Origin of the sequence: Cohnella sp. GCM10027633 (genome assembly GCF_042675445.1) — a bacterium.
Classification (GTDB): domain Bacteria; phylum Bacillota; class Bacilli; order Paenibacillales; family Paenibacillaceae; genus Cohnella.
Map to the genome: position 1 here is coordinate 149,197 of NZ_JBHTGV010000013.1, position 23,935 is coordinate 173,131.

Consider the following 23,935-nt stretch of genomic DNA (forward strand, 5'->3'; position numbering starts at 1 on the left):
CGCGTCGGCCGCGGGATTGGCTTAAGGTACTAAGGTTTCGAGACGCCGAACGTCTCCAGCATGACGGCCAAGAGCGAGACGGGAAGCCCGACCACGTTGAAGAAGTCGCCTTCGATCGATTCGACGAGCAGCGCCCCGAGCTCTTGAATGCCGTATGCGCCGGCTTTGTCCATCGGTTCGCCGCTGGCGATATATCGCGACAGCTGCTCGTCGGACAGCTCGCGCATGCGAACTTTCGTTACCCGGTGGGAAATGACCGACTCTCCGTCAGACGCGCGGACGCAAGCGATGCCCGTATAGACTTCGTGAACGCGTCCGGACAGCGCCCGAAGCATTCGGAACGCGTCTTCCGTGTCCGTAGGTTTCCCCATTACTTCCCTGTCTAAGACGACGATCGTATCGCTCCCGACGATAATCGCGGAAGGCGGGGCTTGTCCGGCGAGTTGCTCTTGAACGGAGAATGCCTTTCTCCGGGAAAGTCCTTCGACGATCTGCTCCGGCGTCCAATCGGACGGCGTGTCCTCGTCCACGTTGCTCGGAACGACTTCGAAGGGCAATCCGAGCAAGCGGATCAGCTCCTGCCTGCGCGGCGAGCCGGAAGCGAGAATTAACGTTGCTGCGGTTGCGTTCATCTTGCGGATACATCCTTTCGATATTACATTTTCCGATACACCCAGATCGCGAGAGCGGCCCCGATCAAGCTGAGCAGACTGATATTCGCGTGGAACGTGAAGTCGTAACGGAACACGATCAGGTCCGCCGCCGGCGACCAATCGATCGGAAGCGTGCGCGTAAGGAATTTCAAGCTTTGCGCGTCTTGCAGCGATCTCGCGACGAGCGTTCCGGCGAGCATGCCGAGCCAGACGAACAAGAGAAGGATCCAAGCGTTTTTCTTCATGATTCGCGTTTCACCACCATTTTTTGACACCTGCTTCCTCATTATACGTGTACCCGCGAACGCGCACAATGCGCAATAACAAAGACAGCCCCGAAGAATCAGAGCTGTCTCTTCCAATAGTTCCTACCGCTTATCCTTGGGTCGACGGTTGCAGCGTCCGGCGCAATTCGCCGTCCGCGAGCCGAGCCTGCAGAACCGCAGTCTGGGCGCCCCACAGGTGGTACCGGGACGGCTTGCCGCCGTAGCTCGCAAGCGAATCGAGGGCCGAATCGAGCGATTGCCCGAGCTTATCCGCAGGCGCCTTCGCCGCTCCGGTCAACGCTCCCGCCGCGGTTCGCGAAGCTTGCCAATCCGCGGAAGCCTGCTTAAGCGCATCGGCATCGTCGGCGGACATAGGCTGCGGAAGATCGTCCTGCAGACCGCTAACGGTGAGCTGCGAGATCAGTTGCCCGAGCGCCGCGCTCTTCGTCATGTACGAGGCAGTCGCTTCGGTAAGTTCTCCCGCGCCCAACAGCAACGTCGCGCCGCCCGCAGGCTTAACGTACACTTCGATATTGGGCATTTGCGCAGCCAGCAGTTCGGCTTCGGCTTTCGTCGACGCGATGCCGGCGTATACCCGGTAGCCGTCCGTGTCGTCGATCGCGGCGGGCAATCCGACTTCCTGCAGTTGCGCCACCGCAAGCTGCGCGCTGTCCGCGCTTTTGAACACGCCGTATTGGAGGACGTAAGCTTCGTTCGCGGGAACCTCGGCGATCGTCCCGTTCGGCTCCGCGGATCGCGGGACATCCGTATCGCCGGTCGTACCAGGCAACGACGTAGCGGAAGTCGCCGGCGACGGATCGGCCGACGGAAGCAGCACGCTCTCCGTTCCGTCGGTCTCCGGGGTCTTGCTCGGAAATATCGGTTCGCCGGTGAACAGCGTGAGCACCATGTAGCCGAACAAAGCTCCCGTCACGATCGCGGCGGCGACCGAGAGGATGACTCGCGTCCAAGACGGAGCGGAAGGAGGCGCATAGGCGCCCGAACGCGACATCCATCCGGCGTTCGCGGGGCGATAATCGCCTGCTTCGTCCTCCGGCAAGCTCCACCTCTCCGGCTGTTCGTGGTCGGTCTCGATCTGCTCCAGCTCCCTCACGAGCCGAGGCTGACGCTCTCGGGCGGCCGGGATCTTCCAGTCGATCATCGGCGGCGCAGGCTGGGATATCGGCGTTGGAGGAGCCTTCGGTTCCGCCTGCTGACGAGCTTCCGGTTGTCGCGGTTGTTTAGGTAAATGCACGACGACCGAATCCGTGCGCCGGATCATGTCCTCGAGCGCGCGGATATCGTCGTCCAGATAAGGTCCGTTCATAGGCGGATACGATTCGATGACCGTATCGGTCGGTTCGGTTATTCGCGCATCCGGCGCGATCGGCAGAAGCTCCGCGTTCGTCTGCGTCGCGAGAGACTCTTCAGCGGGCCGTACCGGCAACTGGCGCTGCGTTTGGCGGGCGGGTTCCGCCGCATGCGCCGGCTTGTCCGGCTTCGGCGCGGGCAACGGATCGAATCGGAACGTCATTCTTGCCTTGGATGTCATCCTGCGTCTCCCCTTGTCCTGCAATCTATCAATAAGATATGAGAGAAGAGAGAAAGATATGATCGCGGATTGGGGAAAAGAGTTGCGGTGGCAGTGGCCGGTGCCGCGGCATTCCATAACCCGGCTTTGCCGGGTTATTCAGCCAAATCCGGGGCCGGGGCATTCTGTAACCCGGCTTTTCCGGGTTAATCAACCAAATCTGATGACGCGGCCTTATGTAACCCGGCTTTTCCGGGTTATTCAGCCAAATCCGGTGACGCGACCTTCAATAACCCGAATTTGCCGGGCTATGCAACCAAATTCGGTGCTGCGGACTCCAGTAACCCGGATTTGCCGGGCTATGCAACCAAATTCGGTGCCGCGGCCTCCAGTAACCCGGATTTGCCGGGCTACTCAAACAAATTCGGCGCCGCGACCTTCAATAACCCGGATTTGCCGGGCTATGCAACCAAATTCGGTGCCGCGGCGTTCCATAACCCGGCTTTGCCGGGTTATGCAGCCAAATCCGGGGCCGGGGCATTCTGTAACCCGGCTTTTCCGGGTTAATCAACCAAATCTGATGACGCGGCCTTATGTAACCCGGCTTTTCCGGGTTATGCAACCAAATTCGGTGCCGTGGCCTTCAGTAACCCGGCTTTGCCGGGCTATGCAACCAAATTCGGTGCCGCGGCCTCCAGTAACCCGGATTTGCCGGGCTACGCAACCAAATCTGGGGCCCACCTCTAGTTACTCAACCAAAACTCCCGCGCATGCATGATATAGCGCGATGACACTGAGTTACTCAACCAAAATTCCCTCGCATGTACGATATAGCGCGGTCACACCGAGTTACTCAACCAAAACTCCCTCGCATGCATGATATAGCGAGGTCACACCGAGTTACTCAGCCGAAGCTCCCGAGCATAAACGATATAGCGCGATGACACCGAGTTACTCAGACAAAACTCCAACGCATGCACGATATAGCGCGGTCACTCCGAGTTATTCAAACGAAACTCCCCAGCATACACGAGATAGCGCGATGGCACCGAGTTACTAGACAGAGCCCCGGCAAACGCGCTAGCCGTGCACCCCGCCAAAAAAACGCCAAAAACCCCCGCCGCCTCGGCACTGCCGAAGCGAACGGGGGTTCCGTCAACGAATTTAACTATACCGCTCGCGAAGAAGCTTCGCCAGCTCGTAAGCCGTCTTCCAAATGTCGCCCGCGCCCATCGTGATGACGAGATCGTTCGGCTTAATCTCGCCGGCGAGCAACTCCCGCACTTCTTCCTTCGTCGGCACGTAGCGGACGTTCGGATTGCTGTTCGCGGCGATCAGCTCGACGAGCCTCTTCGAGTTGACGCCTTCGATCCTTTGTTCGCCGGCCGGCGAGTAGATGTCGGTGATGATGACCTCGTCGGCGTCCGCGAACGCCCTGCTGAAAGCGTCCAGCAGGAAGTACGTGCGCGTGTACCGCTGAGGTTGGAACACCGCCACGATGCGCTTGCCCGTCGCCTTAGCGGCTTGAATCGTCGCCTGAATCTCGGTCGGATGATGCGCGTAGTCGTCGATGACCAGCATGTCCTTCACTTCGCCGAGCACTTGGAACCGCCGTTTGGCGCCGCGGAATTCGCGGATTGCTTCGGCGATAGCCCCGAATGAAGCGCCCGCCTCCAGGCAGACGATGACCGTCGCGAGCGCGTTATACACGTTATGGCGTCCAGGCACGGACAACGTGATCGATCCGAGCTCTTCCGCCCCCTTGCGCACGGTGAACGACGCGCAGCGATCGCCGAGCTCGATGTTCGTCGCGGTGTAATCCGCGTCGGCCGCTTGCACGCCGTACGTGATGACGCGAGGCCCGTTCACCTTCGGCACTACTTCGCGAACGTTATCGTCGTCCGCGCAGACGACCGCGCAGCCGTCCGGACGAACGTTGCCGAGGAACGACACGTACGCGTCCTTCAGCTTATTGAAGTCGCCGTCGTAATTCTCGAGATGATCGGCTTCGATGTTCAGCACTACGCCGACGGCCGGCGTGTACTGCAAGAAAGAGCCGTCGCTTTCGTCGGCTTCCGCCACGACGAACTCGCCTTTGCCCGCCTTAGCGTTCGTGCCGACGTTAACGATCTCTCCTCCGATAATATAAGTCGGGTCAAGCCCTACCGTCTCCATGACGAGCGCGATCATCGACGACGTCGTCGTCTTGCCGTGCGCGCCGGCGACGGCGATGCCCGTGCGGGCATTCAACAATCTTGCCAACATCTGCGCCCGGTGCAACGTCGGAATTTGCAGTTGTTCCGCGGCTTGCCGTTCGACGTTGTCTTTGGATAACGCGGTGGAATACACGACGAGGTCGGCGCCCCGTACATGCTCCGGCTCGTGGCCGATGTAGATTCGCGCCCCGCCCGCCGCCAGCTTCTCGGTTAATTCCTGTCCGACCACGTCGGAACCGGACACTTCATAACCCATCTCCAGCATCACGCGGGCGATGGCACTCATGCCATAGCCACCGATACCGATAAAATGCACATGTTCAGCGGTTCGCAACGACGCTTCACCAGCCTTTTTCTGAATTCGTTCCGTGGAGCAGCCACGAGCGAACGTCGGCAATCAAGTAGAGCGTGCCGGTAACGACGCTTAGCGGATTGTCTTGCTCCGACGCTTGCGAGGACGCCTCGCGCAGAAGCGTTAATGCGCGCCGCCAATCCGGCTCGACGACGATGTCGCGCGGACCTCCGAGCTCTTCCCGCAGTCTTCGGGCGACTGCGGCCAGTTCGTCGGCGGCCATTCTTTTATGGAAATCCGGTTCCGTAATCACAAGCGTATCCACCATTGGTAGTATATGCCGCAGGGAATGTTCGTGATTCTTATTCGGCATCATTGCCATCATGACGTTGAGCCGATCGTACTCGTAGACGTCGCGAAGCGCGGCGGCAAGCGCCTCCATCCCTTCGGGATTATGGGCGCCGTCGAGCAGAACGCGCGGCGATTCGGATACCATCTCCAGCCTTCCGGGCCAAGCGGTCTCGCGCAACGCGGCTTCGAGCACGTCGTCGTCCACGATCAACGCGTAATAAACCCGCAGCGCTTCGATCGTCATGATCGCCACGGCGGCGTTCACGATCTGATGCGCCCCGTTCAAAGCGATCGTTAACGATTGTAACGCGCGGAACGGACCTTGGAAAGTAAACTTTTGCTCATTTTCGCGAACCGACAGCGTTTCGAACGAGAACCGGTCGCCGAGCGCGTAGAGAGTCGCTTGCTTCGCCGCGGCCGTCTCGCGAACGATCCCGGAAGCTTCCGGATGCAAGACCGCGGTTACGAGCGGGACGCCGGACTTGATAATGCCCGCCTTCTCCCGCGCGATGTCGGCGATCGTCGGTCCGAGCACGTCCATATGGTCGTGTCCGACGTTCGTGATGACGGTCACGACCGGGCTGACGATGTTCGTCACGTCCAACCGCCCGCCGAGCCCCGTCTCCCAGACGACGTAGTCCGGGAAGACGACGGTGCCGTAATAGAGCAGAGCGAGCGCCGTCGTCACCTCGAACATCGTCGGCGAGCCCCACTCGCCGGCGGCCAGCTTGTCCGTCTCCGGCTTAAGCCGGTTGGCGAGCCGGACGATCGAGGCGTCGTCGATATCTTCGCCGTTATATTGGAGCCGGTTGGCGTACGACGTTAAGTACGGCGACGTGAACGTCCCGACGTCGTAGCCCGACTTGCGCAGGATGCTCGTCAAATACGCGCATACCGAGCCTTTGCCGTTCGTGCCGGCCACGTGTATGAACTTCAATCTGCGCTCCGGATGTCCGAGCGCTTCCATCAACAATTGGATCCGATCCAGGCCCGGCCGGATGCCGAAGGACGTCAGCCCGGTAATCCAAGCCATCGCCTCTTCGGCGGTCCGGAAGCTTCCTTCCGGGAGGGTACGTTCGTCTGTCATGATGCGATCCCCTCCGTTAAGCCTGAAGCTCGGCGATGCGCGCAAGCACCTTGTCGCGCTTGTCGCGGTAGTCTTGGCCCTTCGCCCGCTCCTGCTCGACGACGTGAGCCGGCGCCTTCGCCATGTAGCCTTCGTTGGACAGCTTCTTCTCCACCCGGTCGACTTCCGCGTTCAAGCCGTCGAGCTCCTTGTTCAAGCGCGCGATCTCTTGGCCGATATCGATGAGTCCCGCCAGCGGGAAGTACAGCTCCGCTCCCGTGACGATGGCGGTCATCGCCTTGTCCGGCGCCGTCAGAGACGGGTCTAGCGTCAATTGCGACGTGTTGCAGAAACGTTGGACGTAAATTTCGTTGCGGCGGAAAATCCCGTCTTCCTCGGTTCCCGTCGGTTTCAGCAGCAGCTCGATCTTCTTGCCCGGCGATACGTTCACCTCCGCGCGAATGTTGCGGACGGCGCGAATCGCTTCCATGAGCAGCTTCATCTCCTTGACCGATTCCGAAGCTTCGAACGAAGCGTCGTACGTCGGCCAAGCGGCCAGCATGATCGTCTCGCCCGGCTCGTGGGGCAGATGCTGCCAAATTTCCTCGGACAAGTAAGGCATGAACGGATGCAGCAGACGAAGCGTGCGGTCGAGCACGTAGGCGAGCACTGACTGCGTGCTGCGCTTCGCTTCCGCGTCCGTTCCGTAGAGCGTAAGCTTCGCGAATTCGATGTACCAGTCGCACAGATCGTCCCAGATGAAGTCGTACAGAAGTCGGCCGGTTTCGCCGAATTCATAGCTCTCCATCAAACGCGTGATGTCCTGCGCGGTCTCGTTGAAGCGATGGAGAATCCAACGGTCCGCCGTCGACAGCTTGCCGCTCAGATCGATATCCGCGTGGCCGAATCCTTCCAGGTTCATCAGAGCGAATCGCGAAGCATTCCAGATCTTGTTCGCGAAGTTGCGAGCCTGCTCGACCTTCTCGAAGCGAAAGCGCAAGTCTTGGCCCGGCGTGCTGCCGGTCGAGATCATGAACCGCATCGCGTCCGCGCCGTATTGCGCGATGACGTCGAGCGGATCGACGCCGTTGCCGAGCGACTTGGACATTTTGCGGCCTTCCGCGTCCCGCACGAGACCGTGAATGAGCACGTCCTTGAACGGAATCTTATCGGTGAATTCGAGCGCCGTGAAGATCATGCGCGCGACCCAGAAGTAGATAATATCGTAACCCGTCACGAGGGTGCTCGTCGGGTAGTAGTTCTTCAGATCGTCCGTGTCCGACGGCCAACCGAGCGTGGAGAACGGCCAAAGCGCGGAGCTGAACCAAGTGTCAAGCACGTCCTCGTCTTGTCTCCACGGCGAGCCCGGTTGATCGGCGCCCTCGGGCGCCTCGACGCCGACGTGAATCGCTCCCGTCTCGTCGTTGTACCAAGCCGGAATGCGGTGGCCCCACCAGAGCTGGCGGGAGATGCACCAATCGCGGACGTTCTCGATCCATTGAAGGTACACTCTCTCGAACCGGTCCGGCACGAAGTTGACGCCTTCGCCGGACTTCTGGCTGTCGATCGCGCGCTCGGCGAGCGGCTTCATCGAGACGAACCATTGCGTGGACAAATACGGCTCGACGACCGCGCCCGAACGCTCGCTATGGCCGACTTGGTGAACGTGCTCTTCGATCTTGATGCAGACGCCTTGCGCCTGCAGATCCTTCACGATCGCCTTGCGGCAGTCCGCGCGGTCGAGTCCCGCGTACGGGCCCGCATGCTCGTTCATCTTGCCGCCTTCGTCCATGACGGTTATCTGCGGCAAGTCGTGGCGGGAACCGACCTCGAAGTCGTTCGGGTCGTGCGCCGGCGTAATCTTGACCGCGCCGCTGCCGAATTCCTTCTCGACGTAATCGTCGGCGATGATCGGAATTTCGCGGTTCACGATCGGCAAGAGGATCATCTTGCCGATAAGGTCCTTGTAACGCTCGTCTTCCGGATGTACCGCGACGGCCGTATCCCCGAGCATCGTCTCCGGACGCGTCGTGGCGACCGTGAGATGTCCGCTGCCGTCCGCGAGAGGATATTGCAGGTGATAGAGGTTGCCGTTGACTTCTTTGTACTCGACCTCGATATCGGATAGCGCGGTGCGGGCGGCCGGATCCCAGTTAATGATCCGTTTGCCGCGATAGATCAGCCCTTTGTCGTACAGACGAACGAACACTTCGCGCACGGACGCCGACAACCCTTCGTCGAGCGTGAACCGCTCGCGGGAGTAATCGAGGCTCAAGCCCATTTTGGCCCATTGGCTGCGAATCGAGCCCGCGTAATGTTCCTTCCAATCCCATACTTTCTCCAGGAACGCTTCCCGGCCGAGATCGTAGCGGGACTTGCCTTCCTCGCGCAGCTTCTGCTCGACCTTCGTCTGCGTGGCGATGCCGGCATGGTCGGTACCCGGAAGCCAGAGCGCGTCGAAGCCCTGCATGCGCTTGAAGCGAATGATGATGTCTTGGAGCGTATAGTCGAGCGCGTGCCCGATATGAAGCATTCCCGTTACGTTGGGCGGCGGGATGACGATCGTATATTTGGGCGCGTCCGGATTGCGTCCCGCTTGAAAATATCCCCCTTGCACCCAGGCGTCGTACCATTTGCGTTCGGCGCTGGAAGGATCGTAAGTCGTCGGCATTTCGACGTTGTAGCTTTTCGTTTCGGACATGAGCGGTTGACCTCCATAGGAGCAAATTCAGCCGTCGGTTCGCGGAGAATCATCCGCGACGCGGCCCATAAAAAACACAAAAACCTCCCGTCGCAAAGGACGAAAGGTTCAACTTCCGTGGTACCACCTTCGTTCCGCCAAAGCCATAGGGGCTCGACGGCACTCGATGCGCGATAACGGCGGCAGCCGTCTTGTTCTACGCGCCGTCGGCCGAATGCGGCCGTGCGTTCGAGCAAGAAACTCCAGGGCGACTCGCGCGCAGCGGCGATTCCTGCGGACCCTTCCAGCGCTGCGAACAGCGGGCCGCTCTCTGTAGGACGTTCTGCGTACTCTTCCCTATCCAAGTCTTTCCCCTTATTGTACCCGCCCCGGAAGGGAGAGTCAATAAGGGGACGCTTAGCGCGCTTGAACAAGGCGTCTTACGGAATGTACAGCACTTGGCCTTCCGATAAGTACGGATCGTTCAGCCGGTTATGCAACTGCAGCGCGCGAGGCTGAACGTTGTAACGGCCCGCGATTCCTTCGAGCGTATCGTCTCGTTGGACGATGCACATGCGGACTTTGCGGAACGATTGCGCTTCGTTGCCGTTCGACAGGAACAGGCGGGTCCATTCGACCTCGTCCCCGGAGGAGCCTTGCTGCGCGCTCTTCGCCGCGGCCGCTTTCTCTTCCGCGAGTACGGCTTCCAGCTGCTTGAGCTCCGATTCTCGCTTCGCGCCGATGTCTCCGAGCTGCGATAGCAAGCCTACGCCGGATTGCGCGCGCGATGCCGGATCCGACGCCAATAAGTTGACCGCGATCTTCGGCGGCTCGGACGACGGCTCGGCGACCGGGAGCGACGCTGCTTCGGCAGCCTGTTGCGACGCCGCTTCGGCAGCCGGTTGCGACGCCGTCGGTTCCGCCTGGCGCGCGCTCAAGTCGCCCCAGCGGTCCGCGGACGATCCGGCCGGATACGCCGCCGCTGCATCCGCCGCGCGCGCCTGCGCTTGCAGCAGCTGTTGCTGTTCCTCTTGGCTCTTGAACTTCGCCAGCCACTCGTCGTATTCGGCCGCGTTCGCGATGGACGCGAACGGCTGCTGGGCGTCGACCCGCCCCGGCTCTGCGTCTTCCGCGTCATAGGCGTTAACGTCCGAATCGGCATCGGCGTAGACTTCGTCGGCGGCGGATAGGCCCGGCTCGGACAAGCCGTCGCGTTCGAAGTCCGCGTCGTAACCGGGCTGCGCCTGATGCACGACCGTGAAGCTGTCGTCCTTCCAGATCGGCACCTGCGCCGCGGCGACCTGCAAACCCCTTAGCGCCAGCACGCCGGTCACGTTCAGCGACCGCGTCGACAGCACGTCGACGTCGAAATTATCGATCTCCACCGCGAGATCGTCCACGTTGTTCACCCGGTTGAGCGGCAGCGTAATTTCTACCGGAATCCAATGCTCCAGCTGCGATACGTCTTGCGACTGCTGCGCGCGATAGATACCGGACAGCAGCAGATGACCGCTAAGCAGGACGTTGTCGTCCTGCGGCAGCACTTGCATATGGGGCACAAGCTCGATTTCCTCCAGCTCTTCGATCGCGGCTACGTCGTCGGGCAAATGAACCCGTTCGTAAATATCGAACCGCAGTCCGTACGGTGGCTCCGTCACGGCGAACTCCTCCTTCAACATGGCGCCGATTCGCTATCGGGACCTTTCTCGATTCATTACTTATCTATATGCCGGCAGGTGCCCGGCATGCCTGTTCGGGGAGGAAAAAGCAAACAACCCCCCGGCGGATGCCGGGAGGTTGCAATAAAACCCGCGTTGCGTTCTATAGACCGCGAAGCGCCGCCGCGTGCGCAGCGATCGTCAGGTCGATATCCCGTTCCGTATGCGCGGTGGACACGAACCAACCTTCGTAAGCCGACGGCGCGATGTTGACGCCCCGATCGAGCAAGCCGCGGAACACGGAGCGGAACGTCTGCGCGTCCGCTTGCTTGGCGACGTCATAGTTGATGACGTGCTTGTCCGTGAAGAACGGGCACACCATCGAGCCCACGCGATTGATCGTCATCGGGATGCCCGCGTCCGCCGCGTTGCGCTCGAGCCCCGCCTGCAGCCGAACCGACAGACGCTCCAGCAACTCGTACGCCTCGTCCGTCATCAGCTTCAGCGTCGTGTAACCCGCCGCCATCGCCAGAGGATTGCCGGACAACGTGCCGGCTTGATAGATCGGACCGACCGGCGCCATCTGCTCCATGATGTCCCGGCGCCCGCCGTACGCGCCGACCGGCAGCCCGCCGCCGATGACTTTGCCGAGACAGGTCAAGTCCGGCGTCACGTCGTACAAGCCCTGCGCGCAATTGCGATGCACGCGGAAGCCGGTCATGACTTCGTCGAAGATCAGCAAGCTGCCGTAACGCGACGTCACTTCACGCAAGCCGGTCAGGAACCCCGGAAGCGGCGGAACGACGCCCATGTTGCCAGCGATCGGTTCGACGATGACGGCCGCGATCTCCTCGCCGAACTTCTCGAACGCGAGCTTGACCGATTCCAGATCGTTGTACGGAACCGTCAACGTATGGGTCGCCACGCTCTCGGGCACGCCGGGGCTGTCGGGCAATCCGAGCGTCGCGACGCCGGAGCCCGCCTTGATCAGCAGGCTGTCCGCATGTCCGTGATAGGAGCCTTCGAACTTCAATATTTTATTCCGCTTCGTATAGCCGCGGGCCAACCGGAGCGCGCTCATCGTCGCTTCCGTGCCGGAGTTGACCATGCGCACGATCTCGACGGAAGGCACGCGCTCGCAGACGAGCTCCGCCATCAGCGTCTCGATCTCCGTCGGCGCGCCGAAGCTCGTCCCTTTCTCTGCCGTCCGTTTGATCGCTTCGACGACTTCGGGATGGGCATGGCCGGCGATCAGCGGTCCCCAGGACAAGACGTAATCGATGTACGATTGTCCGTCGATGTCCGTGATGCGGCTTCCTTCCCCGCGCGCGATAACGAGCGGCGTCAGACCGACCGATTTGAATGCCCGCACGGGGCTGTTAACGCCGCCGGGGATCACATGCTTCGCCCGTTCGAAGGCGGCTTTGGACTTTGCGTCGTCGCGAATTCGACCATTTTCGCTCATATTCGTCACACCCTACTATCTGGATTGGAAAAAGCTATGGTACACTGTGATGAGACTGATTCTACCGGTTTGCAGGAGGAATTGCGATGATCGAGTGGCTCAAAAAAGTATCCTTATTCGACAATCTCAACGACGACCAATTGGAACATATTCTTAGAATTTCGCATCGACGGACGTTCCCCGCAGGAACGACGATGTTCCAGGAGAAGGAGCCCGGGCTCACGTTCTACGTCGTGCTGTCCGGATCGATCAAGCTGTTCACCCGAAGCTCGGGCGGAGAAGAGAAGGTTCTGTCGCTCGTCAGCGCCGGCGAAAGCTTCGGAGAACTCTCGCTGCTCGACGGGCTGCCGCGCTCGGCATCCGCGCAGACGCTGGAGCCTACGACGGTGCTCGAGCTGTCGTCGGATCAATTCATGAGCTTGCTGCAATCCCACTTCGACATCACGAGAGGCATCCTGACCGAGCTAAGCCGCCGGCTTCGCAAGACGAACGAGCACGTCAACGACTTGACGTTCCTAGACGGCCGCACGCGCGTGCTCAAGAACTTGATCACTCTCGCGAACCAGAACGGCAGACGCGACGGCAACATCATCTCGATCCATATGGCGCTCAACTACGACGAGCTCGCCCAGATGGCCGGCGTCACGAAGATCGTGCTGAGCGACGTGATCCGGGAGCTCGAATCGCGCGGCGTCCTGACGTTCGGCATTAACGAGTACAAGCTCAACCTTCTCAAGCTGAGAGGCTGAGCCCGCGTTCGATCGTTAGCCGTCCCCCAGCCAACGCGCGACGTCCTTCGCGTGATACGTAATGATCAAGTCCGCCCCCGCGCGCTTCATGCCGACGAGCGTCTCGAGCACGATCGAGCGCTCGTCGAGCCACCCTTGCATCGCCGCCGCTTTCACCATCGAATATTCCGCGCTCACGTTGTAGACGACGATCGGCAGCTCGTACCGGTCGCGCAGCATTCTCACGATATCCAAGTACGCGAGTCCCGGCTTAACCATCAGGAAGTCGGCGCCTTCCTCCGCGTCCGAGCTCGCTTCCCGAAGCGCTTCGCGCGCGTTGGCGGGATCCATCTGGTACGTTCTCCGGTCTCCGAATTGCGGAGTCGAATGAGCCGCTTCGCGGAACGGACCGTAGTAGGCCGAAGCGAACTTCACCGCGTAAGACATGATCGGCGTGTTCTCGAAGCCTTCGCGATCCAATCCTTCGCGAATCGCCGCGACGAAGCCGTCCATCATGTTCGAAGGCGCGATAATGTCAGCGCCCGCTCTCGCCTGGGACACCGCCGTCTTGACGAGCATCTCGAGCGAAGCGTCGTTGTCGATAACCGCGCCATGCTCGGTTTGGCGCACGATGCCGCAATGCCCGTGGTCCGTGAACTGGCATAAGCACGTGTCCGCGATGACGACGAGCTCGGGCCGCAGCTCTTTGATGCGGCGAATGCCGCGTTGAACGATGCCGTCGTCCGCGAACGCGGACGTACCGATCGCGTCTTTGGCCGAAGGTACCCCGAACACGAGCACGGCCTTGATGCCGAGCGAGCCGATCGCCTCGATTTCCTTCTCCATCGTATCCAGCGACCAGTGGTAGACTCCAGGCATGGAAGGAATTTCGTGCTGGACGCCTACTCCCTCGGTTATGAAGATCGGCGCGATCAGATCGTTCACTCCGATCGCCGTTTCCCTAACCAAGCCTCGCAACGAAGCGGAGCCTCTTAATCTGCGGTGTCTTGCCGTCGGATATGCCATGATGTCTATTCTCCCCTCGTCATGCGGCGCCGTTCTGCGAGCGCCTGTACTAACCCGTCGATCGTCGCCTTCTCCGGTACGACCGTCACTTGAAGTCCGTGTTGCTCCGCCGTTTGCGCCGTCACTGGGCCGATGCACGCGATCTCTACGCCTTGCAACGCCGTCGCCGGGTCTTCGATGCCGATGCGCTTCAGCGCTTCGAACAAGTTCACGACGGTCGACGAGCTCGTGAACGTAATGACGTGAATCTCGCCGGCCGAGATCATCTCGGCGAGCCATAGATCCCGAGGCGCCGCGAGCGCCGTCTCGTACACGTCGATCTCGACCGCTTCGACGCCTTTGCCCCGCAGCGCCTTCGGCAGCAGCTCGCGCGCCAGGTCGCCGCGAGGCAGCAACGCTTTTTGTCCCGGAGCGACCAGCGCGTCCAGCCGTTCGAGCAGCCCTTCAGCCTGGTAGCTTTCCGGCAGCAGGTCGGCGCGAATGCCCCTCAGCGCGAGCTCCTCCGCCGTCTTCGGCCCGACGGCCGCGAACTTCGCCCGGTGGAACCTGCGAATGTCGATCTGAGCGATGTCCAGCCAGCGGAAGAAGTATTCGACGCCGTTCACGCTCGTCAAGACGACCCAATCGTAGTCGTCCGCTTGCGCCAGCGCCTCGCGGATCGCCCGCACGCTCTCGGCGGAATCCGGCAGCTTCGTCTCGATGACCGGGAATTCGTACGTCTCGGCACCGAGTTCGTCCAGCTTCGCGACGAGCTCGCTCGCTTGCGAACGCGCCCGGGTGACGAGCACCCGGCGGCCGAACAACGGCTTGCGCTCGACCCATGCGAGCGTCTCGCGCTGGCGTACGACGTCCCCGACGATGATGACGGCGGGAGGCTTGAAATTCGCTTCCCGTACCTTCGCTTCGATATCCGCCAGCGTTCCGACGAGCGTGCGCTGTTCCGCGCGCGTGCCCCACTGCACGAGCGCTACGGGCGTGTCCGGCGAACGGCCGTGCTTGACCAATTGCTCGCTAATATATCCGATCTTGGCGACGCCCATCAAGAAGACGAGCGTGCCCGTCGCGTTCGTGACTTTATCCCAATAGATCGACTGATCGAGCTTGTCCGGGCTTTCGTGCCCGGTGATAACGGAGAAAGAAGAGGCCCAGTCGCGATGGGTAACCGGAATGCCCGCGTACGCGGGCACCGAGATCGCGGACGTAATTCCCGGTATGATATCGTATTCGACGCCGTTCTTCCTCAGCAGATCGGCTTCTTCGCCGACGCGGCCGAAGACGGTCGGATCGCCGCCCTTGAGACGGGCGACCGTCTTGCCTTGCAAGGCCAGGTCGACGAGCAACTGATTGATTTCTTCTTGCTTCATCGTATGGCGATCAGGCAGCTTGCCGACGTAGATGCGCTCGGCGTCCGGCCTGACGTGATTAAGCAACTGCGGTCCCGCCAATCGGTCGAACACGACGACGTCGGCGCGTTGCAGCGCCTCGAGACCGCGAATCGTAATGAGCTTCGGATCTCCCGGACCCGCGCCTACCAGAAATACTTTGCCTATTCTCCCCGTTGTCATCCGCCTATTCCCTCGCTTCCGCCAGTAGCTGATCCGCGCCGCGCGCCAAGAGCGCCTGCGCCACTTCGAAGCCGACCCGTGAAGGGTCGTCTCCCGTCGCGCTTTCCTTCAGCAGCGTGCGCCCGTCCGGAGACGCGACGATGCCCGTCAACGTCAGCGCCGCCCCGGGCTCGCTTGAAGCCGCGGCCGCGTAAGCTCCGATCGGCACTTGGCAGCCGCCGTTCAGCAACCCGAGCAATCTGCGTTCCGCTGCGACCGTACGCTCGGTGACCGGATCGTTAATCAAGCGCAGCATGGCCAGCACGTCTTCGTCGTCTTGGCGGCATTCGATCGCGAGCGCGCCTTGCCCGACGGCGGGCAAGCATACTTCAGGCGGCAAGTACGCCGTGATTCTGTCCTGCCAGCCCATCCGGTGCAGACCGGCAGCCGCCAGCAGGATCGCGTCGAAGCCTTCGTCCTGAAGCTTGCGAATACGGGTATCGATGTTGCCGCGAATCGACTCGATCTTCAGATCCGGCCGATGCGCGTACAGCTGCGCGGCTCTCCTGAGGCTGCTCGTGCCGACGCGCGCGCCTTGGGGCAGCTGCTCCAAGCTGTCCGCGCTATCCGAGATCAAGCAGTCTCGCGCGTCCTGCCTCGCGGGTATCGCGCCCACGGTCAATCCTTCCGGCAGCTCGAACGGCATATCCTTCATGCTATGCACGGCGAAGTCGATCTCCCCGTCCAGGAGCGCTTGCTCGATCTCCTTGACGAACAGTCCTTTGCCTCCGACCTTCGATAACGTCACGTCAAGAATGCGGTCTCCCCTTGTCACGATCGGCTTGACCTCGAACGTATAGGCCAATCCCGCATCCTCGCACAGCTTGCGAATCGCGTCGATCGTCTGCTGCGTCTGCGTCAGAGCCAGCGTGCTCTGACGGCTTCCCACGATAATGTTGCGCATGCTCCTCTATTCCTTCCCGCCGAGTGCTCGCACTCTTAATCTCTCTAATAGTTCGCTTGCATCCAACGCTTCCGCGTCGATGCCCGCCCATTCGGCGAGCGCGTCTTCCGACGACGCCGCGGCCAGCAGCTTCCTTCGGGTTGCCGGATCGGCGACCTCCGCCTTCACGACCTTCCGTATGTGCCTCAGCGCCTTCAGATAGGATCCGTATTCCGGTCCGTAACGTCCCGCCAGTTCGCCGGCGATGCGCGCGGCAACGGCCGGACCCGCGCCCGACGCGCTCGCCGTCAGCAGAAGATCGCCTCTGCGAACGACCGCCGGGACGATGAAGTCTCCCTCCGTCCCGCCGTCCGCCGCGTTGGCCGGCACGCCGCGATTCCGCGCCTCGCGCACGACGGCGGCGTTCGCCTCCGGATGATCGGTCGCGGCGAACGCAAGCGCCGCTTCCGCAAGATCCCCGTCTCTATACTCCCGATCGATCGTTACGATCGCGCCTTCGCTGGCTAATTCGGCAAGCCCTGCCGTAAGGGAAGGGCTCACGACGCGGACGAGCGCGCCCGCTTCGAGCAAGCCTCTCGTCTTGCGTTCTGCGACGGCCCCCCCGCCGACGACGACGCACGTTCGGCCTTGCAGGTCGATCAGAATCGGATACCATCCGGCCAAGCGCAACGTCTCCCTTCACGCGCGAGCTTCAGAACATATGGTGGAACGAAGAGAACGCGCTGGCGAAGAAGTCCGCGATCAGCAGGGCGTACCCGATCAAATTCCATCTGGCTAAGCCTTGTCCGGCTTCGCGTCTCGTTCGGCTTACGATTAAGGAACCGACGTAGACCGTTCCGGCGCCGTAAGCCAGCATTACCTTCGGATCCAGCAGCGTCTTCCAGCCGTCCGTCAACAGAAGCGCAGCCGTTCCCGTCGAGAGCGACAGCAGCAGCAGCGGCACCCCGATCAGCCCCGATCGGTACGCGTACCGGTCGATGAGCTGCAGACCCGGCATCCTGCTCATGAGCGGCGTCCACTTCTTCGTCTTCAGCCGACGATGCAAGTACAGGTACATGAGGGCGAACAACGCGGCGACAGTCAGCACCGCGAACGACAAGGTAACGAAGCTGATGTGCAAGACGAGCAATCGCCGCCCGACCTCCTCCGTCGCCAATTCCATCTTGCGCCGCGGGTGCTCGATCAAGTTCAGGGCGAGCACCGCGAAGCCGACGACGTTGACGAGCAGTACGAGCAGATCGGCCTTGAGCCACCGGTTCAGCAGGAACGAAGCCGACACGAGCAGCCATGACACGTAGAACAGGAACTCCCGGAGCGTGAGCGCCGGATGGGACAAGCTCTGAACGAGAATGTAGATCAAGAACGCCGTCTGGATGAACCATACAAAAACAAGCAGCCCTGTTCCGACTCTTCTCGCGCTCCGGTTGCCGGATGCGGCGTCGGAAACGAAGAATAGCAGGCTCAGGGCGTAAATATACAGGACGGCGTCCGTTAACAAATCTTGCGTCATCATGAGGGCAGCGCCTCCCGCTTCCCTACCGTTATCGAAGCGCACCCGCGAGCTTGGCTAGCAAGCCCCCTTGTTCCAAGCCTGATCCCGTTCCCGTCTCCGGCGCCTTGGCCGCCGTCAGCGCCGCGTCCTTGCGGGTCTTCTCCTCCGCCTTCTGCTCGGCCTTAAGCTGCGCGACGTCTTCCTCCAGCGCGAACAGCTGAACGAACAGCTTCAACGCCTCATCGCTGCGTTTCTCGGCAGAGAGCTCTTTAATGCGCAGAATCGGATCGTGGATCACTTGGTTAACGATGCTCTTCGTCAGCTTGCGAATGACTTTCACTTGCCTATCGTCCAGCTCCGGCAGCTTCCGCAGCAGGCTCTCCATCGTGTTCTCCTGAATGCCGGCGGCCTTCTCCTGAAGGGCGCGGATGAGCGGGCTGACGCCGAGCGTCGCGTACCATTGACGGTATGCCTCCTGCTCGAGCTCGATCATCTCCTCGATAATCTCCGCTTCCTTGCGGCGCTTCGCGAGATTGCTCTCCACGATGCCTTCCAGATCGTCGATATCGTACAGGAACACGTTCGGGATGTCGCCGCACGACGGCTCGATATCCCGCGGCACGGCGATGTCGATCAGGAACAGCGGGCGCTTCTTGCGCCCTGCCATCGCCTTCTCTACGTTCGCACGGTCTAGCACGAACCGCTGCGCGCCGGTGCTGCTGATGACGATATCGACGTGTTTCAGCCGATCCATCGCGTCGCCCATCGACAGCGCGGTACCGTGAAACTTCTCGGCGAGGTCGCGCGCGTTCTCGAGCGTCCGGTTGACGACGAGCACTTCCTTCGCGCCGTTGGCGTGCAGATGCTGCGCCGTCAGCTCGCTCATCTTGCCCGCGCCGACGATCATGACCGTCTTGTCGTCGAACCGGCCGAAGATGCGTTTGCCGAGCTCGATCGCCGCATAGCTGACCGATACGGCGCTCTCGCCGATCGACGTGTCGGAATGGGCTCGTTTGGCCAGCGTGATCGCCTGCTTGAACAACCGATTGAACAGCGTGCCGGTTGCGCCTTCTTCCTGCGCGAGCAGCCACGCGTCCCGCACCTGGCCGAGAATTTGCGTCTCGCCGATGACCATCGAATCGAGGCCGGACGCGACGCGGAACAGATGCTCGACCGCCCGGTCGTCTTCGTACATATATAAGTGGGTATTGAATTCTTTGCGCGGAATCCGGAACCATTGCTCCATGAACGAACGGATATAATGTCCGCACAGCGTGAGCCGGTCGACGACCGCGTAGATCTCCGTACGGTTGCAGGTCGCGACGATAACGCCTTCGAGAATGCCCGTCGTCGCCTTAAGCGCCTGCAGCGCCTTCGGCAGCTCGGAATCCGACAACGCGAATTTCTCGCGTACTTCGACGGGAGCGGTGCGGTAATTCAGACCGACGACTATGAGATGCATGGGCATTCACCTGCCTTCCTTGGAGCAAGAATCATTCTAATCTGATGTGGATCATCATCCATTATAGCACAATTGGACGAACGCTTAAGACGCAATTTTGAACACTTTGCGAATAAGCCGGCCTATACGCTCTTCGCTATTGTCGGCCTACGCTCCCCAATCTATTCCCGAAGTGGAAGCGGCGCGCGCCCGATAGCAAACAAAAAGAGCCGCTCTCGCGACTCTTCATGCTTCTTATCGGACCGTTCCCCCCGAGGCGTTCAAGCCTCGAGCGAGAACAACATGCGACCGTGAAGCTTCAGTCTCTCGTCGATCTCGGCGATCTGCCCCGCGTCGCGCGTCTGGTTGCGGATATCGAGCAATTCGTTGACCGCGCCTCTCAGGCGTTCGATCTCTTCCTCGACCGAGAACAGCTTGAACCGGGCTTCCATCATCCCTATCGTGTCCCGGTGCTCGAACACCGTGCGCTGGCTATTGCCCTTCGCTTCCACGATACGAACGACGGCTCCTTGAATATAATGGTACACCATCGTGAATCCGGGATAAATCCGATTAACCGTCGCATCGCCCTTGAACGACGATACGAGCTTGCGCAAGGCGTTGGTCAGCTTCGCTTGAACGACGCGGCAAGTGAGCAGGCAACGATACATTCCGTTCGAACTTTCGAACGTCAAGCGGATCGATTCTCCGCCGTCTTCGTCTTGCAGCACGATCTCTTGGTTGGCGTTCTCCAGCACGAACACTTGCAGGCGCAGCTGCTGCGTTTCGCACAGGGAGAGCAATCGCGGCATTTCGGATTGTTTCAATTGCAGGCTGGCATTGACATACTCCGTGGCTACGCGTTGAGCCATAGAAATCTCCTCAATTCCATTGTGTTGCGTTTTGGCGATTCGGATTTGCTTACTCTTATTATACCGAAATCCGAATCCCGTTTCTTGCGCGCCAGCCTTGATTTTTCCGTGAAAAAGGCTCAAAAAACGATGCCTGCCGCGATCCTGTCGGACTTTTACCCGTTATCCTCTGTTTCCTGCGCGAAGTTAGCGGGTTCAGAGGGGGGATTCATCGTCATATCTGCCGATTGCGCGATAATGCTCCACAAATCGTCTCTGCCCTGTCCCGTCTCGGACGAAAAATGGACGAGCGGAACGTGTCCGGGCATGCCGAGCGTCTGGCGGATCATCTTCGAGTGCTTCGGCCATTGGGAACGGGACACTTTGTCCGTCTTCGTGGCGACGACGCACATCGCAATACCGTAATGGGATAGCCACTCGAACATCTTCTGGTCTTCCGCGGACGGCGGGTGGCGGAAATCGACGAGCTGCAGCACCAGCTTCAGCGGCTCTCGCTCTTTCAAATACAGCTCGATCATTTTGCCCCAGGACTGACGTTGGGACTTGGACACCCTCGCGTACCCGTAGCCCGGGAAGTCGACGTAATACAGCTCGCCGGCTTCGCTGTTCACCCTGTAATAATTGAGCGTCTGCGTCTTGCCGGGCTGCGCGCTCGTGCGGGCCAAGTTGCGCCTGAGCAGCATCTTGTTGATGAGCGAGGACTTGCCGACATTGGAGCGGCCGGCCAGGGCAATCTCCGGCAATCCGTCCTCCGGATATTGGGCCGGACCGACCGCGCTAATGACGAAATCGCTTTGTTTGATCTTCATCGTGACTGACTTCTCCTATCAATGCGTGCCCAGCGGCGGCGCTTCTTCGGGCTCGTCGTTCGCTCCCGCCGCGAGTATCGCTTGTTCTCCGCCCAGCTCGTCGTCGCTATCCCACGGAACCGCGAAGCGGCCGTACGCGTCGGACAACGCATGCCGAAGCACTTCGTCCATATGGGATACCGGCACGAAAGTCAGGTCGGCTCTTACGCTCTCCGGCACGTCGCGAAGATCGCGCTCGTTGTCCTTCGGAATGAGCACTTTGCGGATGCCCGCGCGGTGCGCGGCGAGCGACTTCTCCTTCAACCCGCCGATCGGAAGCACGCGGCCTCTGAGCGTGATCTCGCCGGTCATCGCGACCATGCGGGAGACGCTGCGGTTCGTGAGCGCCGAGATGAGCGCCGTCGCGATCGTAATGCCCGCGGAAGGTCCGTCCTTCGGAATGGCGCCTTCGGGAATATGAATATGAATGTCGTGCTTCTCGTGGAATTGCGGATCGATGCCCAGCTCCTTGACGCGGCTGCGCGTGTAGCTGAACGCGGCTTGCGCCGATTCCTTCATAACGTCGCCGAGCTGTCCGGTGAGCGTCAGCTTGCCGGTGCCCGGCATGACGGTCACTTCGATGACGAGCGTGTCTCCGCCGACTTCCGTCCATGCCAGTCCGGTAACCGCTCCGATCTGGTCTTCCTGCTCCGCCATTCCGAACCGGAACTTCGACGGGCCGAGCAGCTCCTTCAGCTTCGCCTTGTCCACGACGAACGGCGCCGCTTCCGGATTCGAGACGATCGCCTTGGCCGCCTTGCGGCAAATAGAAGCGAGCTGCTGCTCCATGTTACGTACGCCGGACTCCCGCGTATACTCGCGGATAAGCGCGAGCAACGCGTCCGATTCCAGCACGAGCTGCTCCGGCTCGAGGCCGTGGTCGCGCTTCTGCTTCGGCAACAGGTGGCGCTCGGCGATCTGCTGCTTCTCGAGCTCGGTGTAGCCCGGAATGTACAGCATCTCCATCCGGTCGAGCAGCGGACGCGGAATGTTATGAACGACGTTCGCCGTCGTCACGAACATGACGTTGGACAGATCGTACGGCACTTCGACGTAGTGATCGCTGAACGTCGCGTTCTGCTCCGGATCGAGCACCTCGAGCAACGCGGAAGCCGGGTCGCCCCGGAAATCCATCGCCATCTTGTCGATCTCGTCGAGGAGGAACACCGGATTAGCCGTCCCCGCGCTGCGCATGCCTTGCAGAACGCGTCCGGGCATCGCGCCGACGTACGTCCGGCGATGGCCGCGGATTTCCGCTTCGTCGCGGACGCCGCCGAGCGAGACGCGCACGAACTCCCGGCCGAGCGACTTCGCGATCGAGCGGGCGAGCGACGTCTTGCCGACGCCGGGAGGCCCGACCAAGCACAGGATCGGTCCCTTGAGCTTCTTGACGAGCTTCTGCACCGCCAAGTATTCGAGCACGCGCTCCTTCGGCTTCTCGAGGCCGAAGTGCTCTTCTTCCAAGATCGCTTCGGCTTTCGCAATGTCGAGATCGTCCTCGGTCAACTTGGACCACGGCAGGGTGAGCAGCCACTCCACGTACGTCCGGATGACCGCGCCTTCCGCGGACGCCGCCGGCATTTTCTCCAGACGGTCGATTTCCTTCAGCACCTTGATCGCGATCTTCTCCGGCAGCTCCGCGTCTTCCAGTTGGTTGCGCAGCTCTTCGGCTTCGCCCGCCCGGCCTTCCTTCTCGCCGAGCTCCTTCTGGATCGCCTTCATCTGCTCGCGAAGGTAATATTCCTTCTGCGTCTTCTCCATCTGCTTCTTGACGCGCTGGCTGATCTTCCGCTCGAGCTCGAGCACCTCGCGCTCGTTGTTCAGGAAGTCGAGCAGCTTCTCGAGCCGCGGGCGAACTTCGACCGTCTCGAGGATTTCTTGCTTGTCCTTGATCTTCAGCGACAGATGGCTCGTGATGACGTCCGCCAGACGCCCCGGCTGATCGATGTCCGATACGGCGGCGAGCGTCTCCGGCGTTACCTTCTTGGACAGATTGATATAATTTTCGAACTGGCTAAGCACCGCTCGCATGAGGGCATCCAACTCGGAATCGTTCGTCTGGCCTTCGTGCAGCTCGTGGGCAAGCACCTCGTAGTAATTGTCGTTCGGCAAGTATTGCTCGATCTCCGCGCGGTTGACGCCCTCGACGAGCACGCGGATCGTTCCGTTCGGCAGCTTGAGCATTTGCCTTACCTTGGCGATCGTGCCGACCCGGTAAATATCGTCCTGCGTCGGCTCTTCGATATTGATCTCCGATTGGGAGCAGAGCAGAATCATATGATCGTCGACCATGCATTGTTCCAACGCTTTGACCGACTTCTCGCGACCTACGTCCAGATGCAGCACCATGCTGGGGTAGACGAGCAGCCCGCGCAAGGGCAACAGGGGGATGGAACGGCTTTTCGGTTTGCTCGATCCCATGATTGGGCACCTCCTCGAAGGTTCTGGAACTGAGAGTCGAGCGATTCGGGCCTTAACGCGTCAATGGCGTTCACCGAATCGTCAACGTTAAATCTCTCGTCATTGTACCAAATGTATTCGCCCGTCGCAAAAATGAACACCTTGGGTTCGGCGATATCCCGCTCGGTTTGGGCGCAGAAGGCGCGGAATCGGGAGGTGGCGGCGCTAATCCGGCGTGCAGCCGCGGTTCGACGATTTAGCGTTATGTGATGGCGCTAATCCGGCTCGCGGCCGCCGTTCGGCGATTTAGCGTTATGTGTGGACCTCTGTCAAGAAAGTGGACACTCGCTAACGCATTTCAGCTAATGTTTTTGTAGTACATCTCCTCGAATCGATCAGGAGATACGTAACCCAAAGAACCATGAATTCTCTTGCGATTGTA

At 60.7% G+C, this 23,935-nt stretch carries 18 protein-coding genes; 1 reads left to right on the forward strand and 17 read right to left on the reverse strand.

Annotated features, from left to right (window positions below):
- Positions 1-29 precede the first annotated feature (29 nt).
- The 8 genes from ACFQZG_RS22860 to hemL all read right to left on the reverse strand — a co-directional run bounded on the left by ACFQZG_RS22860 (position 30) and on the right by hemL (position 12,178).
- On the reverse strand, positions 30-632 hold the full coding sequence (locus ACFQZG_RS22860) for a Maf family protein (protein WP_378156774.1): 603 nt from the start codon (positions 630-632) through the stop codon (positions 30-32).
- Between the two features lie 23 nt (positions 633-655).
- Entirely contained in the window at positions 656-898 is a 243-nt protein-coding gene (locus ACFQZG_RS22865) for a DUF4321 domain-containing protein (RefSeq protein ID WP_378156776.1), read from the reverse strand.
- 130 nt (positions 899-1,028) lie between these two features.
- The gene (locus ACFQZG_RS22870; RefSeq protein WP_378156777.1) at positions 1,029-2,471 is read right to left on the reverse strand and encodes an SPOR domain-containing protein; all 1,443 of its coding nucleotides are present in this window, start codon (positions 2,469-2,471) and stop codon (positions 1,029-1,031) included.
- Positions 2,472-3,614: 1,143 nt separating this feature from the next.
- Positions 3,615-5,000 carry a UDP-N-acetylmuramate--L-alanine ligase gene (gene murC / locus ACFQZG_RS22875; protein WP_378156779.1) on the reverse strand — a complete coding sequence of 462 codons (1,386 nt, stop codon included), beginning with the start codon at positions 4,998-5,000 and terminating at the stop codon, positions 3,615-3,617.
- A 7-nt stretch (positions 5,001-5,007) separates the two neighbouring features.
- Positions 5,008-6,396, reverse strand: coding sequence for a bifunctional folylpolyglutamate synthase/dihydrofolate synthase (locus tag ACFQZG_RS22880; protein ID WP_378156781.1), 1,389 nt, complete (start codon positions 6,394-6,396; stop codon positions 5,008-5,010).
- 16 nt (positions 6,397-6,412) lie between these two features.
- Positions 6,413-9,076: a valine--tRNA ligase gene (locus ACFQZG_RS22885; RefSeq protein WP_378156783.1), complete on the reverse strand. Its 2,664-nt coding sequence runs from the start codon at positions 9,074-9,076 to the stop codon at positions 6,413-6,415.
- Between the two features lie 419 nt (positions 9,077-9,495).
- Positions 9,496-10,713 (reverse strand): LysM peptidoglycan-binding domain-containing protein, encoded by a 1,218-nt coding sequence (locus ACFQZG_RS22890; RefSeq protein WP_378156785.1) that lies wholly within the window; start codon positions 10,711-10,713, stop codon positions 9,496-9,498.
- Positions 10,714-10,876: 163 nt separating this feature from the next.
- Positions 10,877-12,178 carry a glutamate-1-semialdehyde 2,1-aminomutase gene (gene hemL / locus ACFQZG_RS22895; RefSeq protein ID WP_378156787.1) on the reverse strand — a complete coding sequence of 434 codons (1,302 nt, stop codon included), beginning with the start codon at positions 12,176-12,178 and terminating at the stop codon, positions 10,877-10,879.
- Between the two features lie 86 nt (positions 12,179-12,264).
- On the opposite strand from hemL, the gene ACFQZG_RS22900 reads away from it, so the two are divergent.
- Positions 12,265-12,927, forward strand: coding sequence for a Crp/Fnr family transcriptional regulator (locus tag ACFQZG_RS22900; RefSeq protein WP_378156789.1), 663 nt, complete (start codon positions 12,265-12,267; stop codon positions 12,925-12,927).
- A gap of 15 nt (positions 12,928-12,942) precedes the next feature.
- Here ACFQZG_RS22900 and hemB read toward each other — a convergent pair whose 3' ends face one another.
- From hemB to lon, 9 genes are all read right to left on the reverse strand, one after another.
- On the reverse strand, positions 12,943-13,932 hold the full coding sequence (gene hemB, locus ACFQZG_RS22905; RefSeq protein WP_378156791.1) for a porphobilinogen synthase: 990 nt from the start codon (positions 13,930-13,932) through the stop codon (positions 12,943-12,945).
- Positions 13,933-13,937: 5 nt separating this feature from the next.
- Positions 13,938-15,497: a uroporphyrinogen-III C-methyltransferase gene (gene cobA, locus ACFQZG_RS22910; protein ID WP_378156793.1), complete on the reverse strand. Its 1,560-nt coding sequence runs from the start codon at positions 15,495-15,497 to the stop codon at positions 13,938-13,940.
- A 4-nt stretch (positions 15,498-15,501) separates the two neighbouring features.
- Positions 15,502-16,440 (reverse strand): hydroxymethylbilane synthase, encoded by a 939-nt coding sequence (gene hemC, locus ACFQZG_RS22915; RefSeq protein ID WP_378156795.1) that lies wholly within the window; start codon positions 16,438-16,440, stop codon positions 15,502-15,504.
- A gap of 6 nt (positions 16,441-16,446) precedes the next feature.
- On the reverse strand, positions 16,447-17,103 hold the full coding sequence (locus ACFQZG_RS22920; protein WP_378156797.1) for a precorrin-2 dehydrogenase/sirohydrochlorin ferrochelatase family protein: 657 nt from the start codon (positions 17,101-17,103) through the stop codon (positions 16,447-16,449).
- A 28-nt stretch (positions 17,104-17,131) separates the two neighbouring features.
- The gene (gene ccsA / locus ACFQZG_RS22925; RefSeq protein ID WP_378156799.1) at positions 17,132-17,953 is read right to left on the reverse strand and encodes a cytochrome c biogenesis protein CcsA; all 822 of its coding nucleotides are present in this window, start codon (positions 17,951-17,953) and stop codon (positions 17,132-17,134) included.
- A 28-nt stretch (positions 17,954-17,981) separates the two neighbouring features.
- Entirely contained in the window at positions 17,982-19,394 is a 1,413-nt protein-coding gene (hemA, locus tag ACFQZG_RS22930; RefSeq protein ID WP_378156814.1) for a glutamyl-tRNA reductase, read from the reverse strand.
- A 260-nt stretch (positions 19,395-19,654) separates the two neighbouring features.
- Complete coding sequence (locus tag ACFQZG_RS22935) at positions 19,655-20,245, reverse strand: non-ribosomal peptide synthetase module (protein WP_378156800.1); 591 nt, start codon at positions 20,243-20,245, stop codon at positions 19,655-19,657.
- A 155-nt stretch (positions 20,246-20,400) separates the two neighbouring features.
- Positions 20,401-21,054 (reverse strand): ribosome biogenesis GTP-binding protein YihA/YsxC, encoded by a 654-nt coding sequence (yihA, locus tag ACFQZG_RS22940; RefSeq protein ID WP_378156802.1) that lies wholly within the window; start codon positions 21,052-21,054, stop codon positions 20,401-20,403.
- A gap of 18 nt (positions 21,055-21,072) precedes the next feature.
- On the reverse strand, positions 21,073-23,514 hold the full coding sequence (lon, locus tag ACFQZG_RS22945) for an endopeptidase La (protein WP_378156804.1): 2,442 nt from the start codon (positions 23,512-23,514) through the stop codon (positions 21,073-21,075).
- Positions 23,515-23,935: the final 421 nt, after the last annotated feature.

Bases quoted from the DNA above. Each gene is read 5' to 3' on its own strand.
- ACFQZG_RS22860 (WP_378156774.1), bottom strand. From the start codon at position 632: ATGAACGCAACCGCAGCAACGTTAATTCTCGCTTCCGGCTCGCCGCGC.
- ACFQZG_RS22865 (WP_378156776.1), bottom strand. From the start codon at position 898: ATGAAGAAAAACGCTTGGATCCTTCTCTTGTTCGTCTGGCTCGGCATG.
- ACFQZG_RS22870 (WP_378156777.1), bottom strand. From the start codon at position 2,471: ATGACATCCAAGGCAAGAATGACGTTCCGATTCGATCCGTTGCCCGCG.
- ACFQZG_RS22880 (WP_378156781.1), bottom strand. From the start codon at position 6,396: ATGACAGACGAACGTACCCTCCCGGAAGGAAGCTTCCGGACCGCCGAA.
- ACFQZG_RS22885 (WP_378156783.1), bottom strand. From the start codon at position 9,076: ATGTCCGAAACGAAAAGCTACAACGTCGAAATGCCGACGACTTACGAT.
- hemL (WP_378156787.1), bottom strand. From the start codon at position 12,178: ATGAGCGAAAATGGTCGAATTCGCGACGACGCAAAGTCCAAAGCCGCC.
- ACFQZG_RS22900 (WP_378156789.1), top strand. From the start codon at position 12,265: ATGATCGAGTGGCTCAAAAAAGTATCCTTATTCGACAATCTCAACGAC.
- hemB (WP_378156791.1), bottom strand. From the start codon at position 13,932: ATGGCATATCCGACGGCAAGACACCGCAGATTAAGAGGCTCCGCTTCG.
- cobA (WP_378156793.1), bottom strand. From the start codon at position 15,497: ATGACAACGGGGAGAATAGGCAAAGTATTTCTGGTAGGCGCGGGTCCG.
- hemC (WP_378156795.1), bottom strand. From the start codon at position 16,440: ATGCGCAACATTATCGTGGGAAGCCGTCAGAGCACGCTGGCTCTGACG.
- ccsA (WP_378156799.1), bottom strand. From the start codon at position 17,953: ATGATGACGCAAGATTTGTTAACGGACGCCGTCCTGTATATTTACGCC.
- hemA (WP_378156814.1), bottom strand. From the start codon at position 19,394: ATGCATCTCATAGTCGTCGGTCTGAATTACCGCACCGCTCCCGTCGAA.
- ACFQZG_RS22935 (WP_378156800.1), bottom strand. From the start codon at position 20,245: ATGGCTCAACGCGTAGCCACGGAGTATGTCAATGCCAGCCTGCAATTG.
- yihA (WP_378156802.1), bottom strand. From the start codon at position 21,054: ATGAAGATCAAACAAAGCGATTTCGTCATTAGCGCGGTCGGTCCGGCC.
- lon (WP_378156804.1), bottom strand. From the start codon at position 23,514: ATGGGATCGAGCAAACCGAAAAGCCGTTCCATCCCCCTGTTGCCCTTG.